The following is a 4,244-nucleotide window of genomic DNA, read 5'->3' on the forward strand; positions in this document are numbered from 1 at the left end:
CTCAGTTTATTATTTCTCCAATTAAAATCAATAATTATAAATATTTAGACATGAACTAATTATCGAACTGAGGTTAAATAATAAAATTTTGGACTTTAAAATTAGAAGCCTTTGTAAGTTATTTTTATGGCTTTGAAGTTCAATAGTAAATCATAAAACTTAATGGCTCTAAACTTGTAATAAAAGTATGTTAATTAAAACAGAAAATATAAGCTCTCTCTGTTTTTTAAAAACACTAAATATTGGCAAAGGTTAAATAAACTTAGTTTTACCTAAAGGTCAAATTCAGAACTTCCTAGATCAATTAAATGCTCTTCTACTTCAGGGATATTAAAGATTCCTTGTAACATATCTACTTGCCTAGAATGTATACAAAGCTTCCCATCAAAGCCTAGTGACCTAATCTTTCTTACTTCCTCTTTAAACAATTCATCACTTTTAACTCTTATATCGTTAAAAGAGACATCTAAGGCTATAAGATTAGCATTCTTAGCTGCCGCAATTAATTGCGATCGAAAGTATAATAATGTAGCCCATGAACAAGATGCCCCTAATTCAGAAGTAAGATCTCCTCCTCCTAAAGCTAATCCTACAAGATTATTACTTGAATGAGCTATCTGATGTATATTTCTAAAACCTTCCGTAGTCTCTATCAAAGCTATATATGAAGGTGCCTTATCTTCAAATAAGCTATCAAGTTGGTGCAATGTATTTGCTGACTCAACCATTGGTAAAACTAAAACATCAGGAACAACATCTGATTCTAAAAGCGAAAGTATATCTCTAAAACCATGGATAGTACTTAAACTATTGATCCGAAGACAATATTTAAAGTCTTCTTTCCCTTTAGAAGCTTTTTTTAGATATTCGATAGTGCTAATCCTAGCTTTATTCTTTTGATCAATCTCAGCAATAGTATGCTCTAAGTCAATAACTATACCACTAGCTTTTGTTGTATCTTTAACTTTGTCAAAGCGCTCAGCCCTATTACCAGGAATAAACAACAAAGACATTAATGATTTTTTTTTTTACTCATAATAGAAATCCTTATTATATTATTTACCAAAGTTAACAAGCCAGTTTATAGTATCTATATCAAGCTTATTACTTGCATAAGATATATGCCAATCAGGCCTAACCAAAATATAAGTACTTGAATAAGTATTTTTAGGAAGCTCTATAACATTAATACCATTTATATTTATATCACACTTATTTCCTGAAACGATCAATGTCCAGTCAGTCGCAGAAAGAGTTCTATATATAGACTTCCCATTTAATGTTACATTCGGTAAGAAATATCCAGGTAAATCTTTAGGATCATATTTTGATTGTTCCATAGGTTCTGTAGATTGACCATCATGTAACTTAACTAAAGGTGAGTCAAAGTAAGCATAGCCCATACCTATACCTGCAGAAAGAGCATGTTTTCTTGATAAGTTAGCATATGCTTGAGTATACTCTTCAGATGATAGCTCTAAGCTAAGGTCTATTAAAGCTTTAGCATTTTCTTCAGCTTTAGTTAAATTTATGTAGGCTATAGATCTTCTTTCCTGTTCATAGGTACTAAGTACAGGTTCTGGTAGTTTACCTTTTATTACATGAGCTAACTTCCAAGCTAAGTTTGATGCATCTCCAAAAGCAGTATTTAAACCCAAGCCTCCTGTTGGAGCAAAGGAATGTGCACTCTCTCCTACAAGGAATATCCTATTATTTTTTGAATACGCATCTGCTAGTTTAACTTGCATATCCCAATAGGTAGCACTAACTATCTTCTTATCAAACTCAAAACCAACCATTTTATTGATTATAGAATCAATATCTAAATCTTCGATGTTTTTAGTATCACTCTCATCATAAAAAAGTGAATACCAAAGATTATTATTAGGATCAACAGTACCTACAACTCCAGGGTGCTGATTATTTATAGTAAAATATACCATAGCTTTATCAATTTTAGTTTTGCTAAATAAATCAGGAGCTTCAAAGAGTATATTAGTCATACGTCTTCCTGAAGCTAGTTTACTAAAATTAATACCTAAAGCATTACGCACTACACTATTTACACCATCACAGCCAATAACATATTTGGCATAAAACTCTTCTGTTTGATTAGTTTTACGATTTTTAGTTTTTACTTGTATAAGATCATCATTCTGATTATTAATTTCAGTAACTGCTGTGTTTTTCAACATTTTAACTGAATTTAACTCACTTAATCTTGACCTTAAAACTCCTTCAGTTACCCACAATGGAATATGAATACTTTCCTCTGGTGAATGATTATTATGATACTCTCTCATCTCGACAGAGGAATAGGTTTCTCCATTTAACCCTGAGCACCATATAAGGTTAGAGATATCTAACATATTTTCTTTTCTCAATGCATCGCATGTATCCCAACGTAACATTAGCTCCATTGTTCTTGAGTTAAGAAACTGAGCTCGAGCAGAATACATAGGCTCATCATGTTTTTCTAAAACTAAAGTCTTAATTCCATGTAACCCTAACTCAATAGCTGTAGCTACTCCAGAAGGTCCGCCTCCTGAAACTATAACTTCATATATATTCATCTCCATATAAGCCTCCTATTTTAAATTTTAGCTTTTTTTAAGCATTCTTAATTTTATGAATGGTAGAAATTCTATCCTCCATATTTCTTATTTTGATATATCTAGAATCAATACTTCGTTTAGTTATAAAAGTTATATTTCCAGCATGTTCAATAGCTGTTGCATAAGTAAATGATAGAACTAACATCGTTAAAGTCACCAATATTTTTCTCATGATATATCTCCTTTTATTAATACTCTTAGATTGTATTTAGATACTAAAATGATATATGTATTACTTACACAGAAATATCAAAAATTAGACTAATTACAACCAATTATGGACAATTAAAGTGATATTAGACCTTGGGTAATAAACTTAAATATAGTATTAGTTATAGATCCATAACTATACAACAAATGAACTATTAAATATTATTCAAAATTAAGGAAAAATTAGGATGGTATAGAAATATAAAAGCTAAAAATGATGTTCATATAGATTTAATAATTATTTAAATCTAACAACTTGTTATAAAGCTTAACTGTATGAGGTACTGAAACTGCTGCATTATCAGCCAAATTAATAAAGTTAGTATATATACTTTCTATTTCTAATGGCTTTTTTTGTTCAAAATCTTGTTTCATACTAAAAAAAGATCCCTTATAATCAGGATTAGATAAAATCTGTAGAATGTTATTTATAAAAGATTTATCAAGTATTACATCATAGCTTTTAGCCACATCAACCACTTCCTCAGCAATTTTAATAATATGTTTAGAAAACTTATTATTTGTTGCCATTGTATACATATCAGCTCCAGTAATAACTGATAAGCCACTACAGCTAGTATTTATTACAAGCTTTTTAAACCTTGCTTCATAAACTGTTTTACATAAAGAAAGTGAAGAAAATATTTTTTCAAACAATAAGTCTATTCTAAGCTTATTTTTAGGCTGATCTAAGTATGCATATGTTAAGTTATATAAATCTGTAAATAATGTAACAGTATCATTATTTTTAGTCACTTTTATGTTACTTGTAGCTGCAACAATGTCATTACTAGGACATATTAGCTTAGCCAACTTATCCTCTTCACCAATTCCGTTTTGGAATAAAATAATAGTCTTGTTCTTTAGCCCTCGAAGTTTAGAGAAAACCTCTACATTACTAAATGATTTAGTTGTGATGAAGATAATATCACCACTAATTTTTCTATAATCCGTAATATAATTGATATTATTAACATGATACTTAATTGCACCATCAATAGTAAAACTTGGATTTGATACAGATAGGTTAGATTCTTTAAATAACATTTCATAATTAATATTTAAAACATCTAAACGAGATGCTAAAAAGCACCCAATTGCTCCCGCACCAATAATAGAAACTTTCATTATAATTATTCCTTTTCTTTATTTCTCAATCTATGATTTACGTACTAAATGATATAGATATTATTTACATAGAAATATCAAAAATAAGACTAACTACAATCAATTGTGGACAACTATAATAATTTTGATAATAAGATAGCTTCTTAAATAGAATATAGTTATATCGTATAAAAATAAATATTGTCAGCCTTACAACTAGCCACATAACTATAACTAACCTCAGTTCGGAATTAAAAGCATTGTAAATTAAGGGTTTAGTAGTGTTTTTAGGTTAAAATAAGCGAAAAACCG

At 29.3% G+C, this 4,244-nt stretch carries 4 protein-coding genes; all 4 read right to left on the bottom strand.

Annotated elements, in window-relative coordinates:
* Positions 1 to 272: 272 nt before the first annotated feature.
* Positions 273 to 1,013, bottom strand: coding sequence for a CoA ester lyase (locus AB8E56_RS11165; protein WP_329481119.1), 741 nt, complete (start codon positions 1,011 to 1,013; stop codon positions 273 to 275).
* Positions 1,014 to 1,055: 42 nt separating this feature from the next.
* Positions 1,056 to 2,579: an FAD-dependent monooxygenase gene (locus tag AB8E56_RS11170; RefSeq protein ID WP_329481121.1), complete on the bottom strand. Its 1,524-nt coding sequence runs from the start codon at positions 2,577 to 2,579 to the stop codon at positions 1,056 to 1,058.
* A gap of 31 nt (positions 2,580 to 2,610) precedes the next feature.
* Entirely contained in the window at positions 2,611 to 2,787 is a 177-nt protein-coding gene (locus tag AB8E56_RS11175; RefSeq protein ID WP_329481123.1) for a hypothetical protein, read from the bottom strand.
* Between the two features lie 269 nt (positions 2,788 to 3,056).
* Complete coding sequence (locus AB8E56_RS11180) at positions 3,057 to 3,953, bottom strand: ketopantoate reductase C-terminal domain-containing protein (protein WP_329481125.1); 897 nt, start codon at positions 3,951 to 3,953, stop codon at positions 3,057 to 3,059.
* Positions 3,954 to 4,244 lie beyond the last annotated feature (291 nt).

The organism is Francisella sp. 19X1-34 (assembly GCF_041102755.1).
In the GTDB taxonomy this organism is placed as follows: domain Bacteria; phylum Pseudomonadota; class Gammaproteobacteria; order Francisellales; family Francisellaceae; genus Francisella.

Excerpts from the sequence above, each read along its gene's own strand:
- AB8E56_RS11165 (WP_329481119.1), bottom strand. The coding sequence starts at position 1,013 with ATGTCTTTGTTGTTTATTCCTGGTAATAGGGCTGAGCGCTTTGACAAA.
- AB8E56_RS11170 (WP_329481121.1), bottom strand. The coding sequence starts at position 2,579 with ATGGAGATGAATATATATGAAGTTATAGTTTCAGGAGGCGGACCTTCT.
- AB8E56_RS11175 (WP_329481123.1), bottom strand. The coding sequence starts at position 2,787 with ATGAGAAAAATATTGGTGACTTTAACGATGTTAGTTCTATCATTTACT.
- AB8E56_RS11180 (WP_329481125.1), bottom strand. The coding sequence starts at position 3,953 with ATGAAAGTTTCTATTATTGGTGCGGGAGCAATTGGGTGCTTTTTAGCA.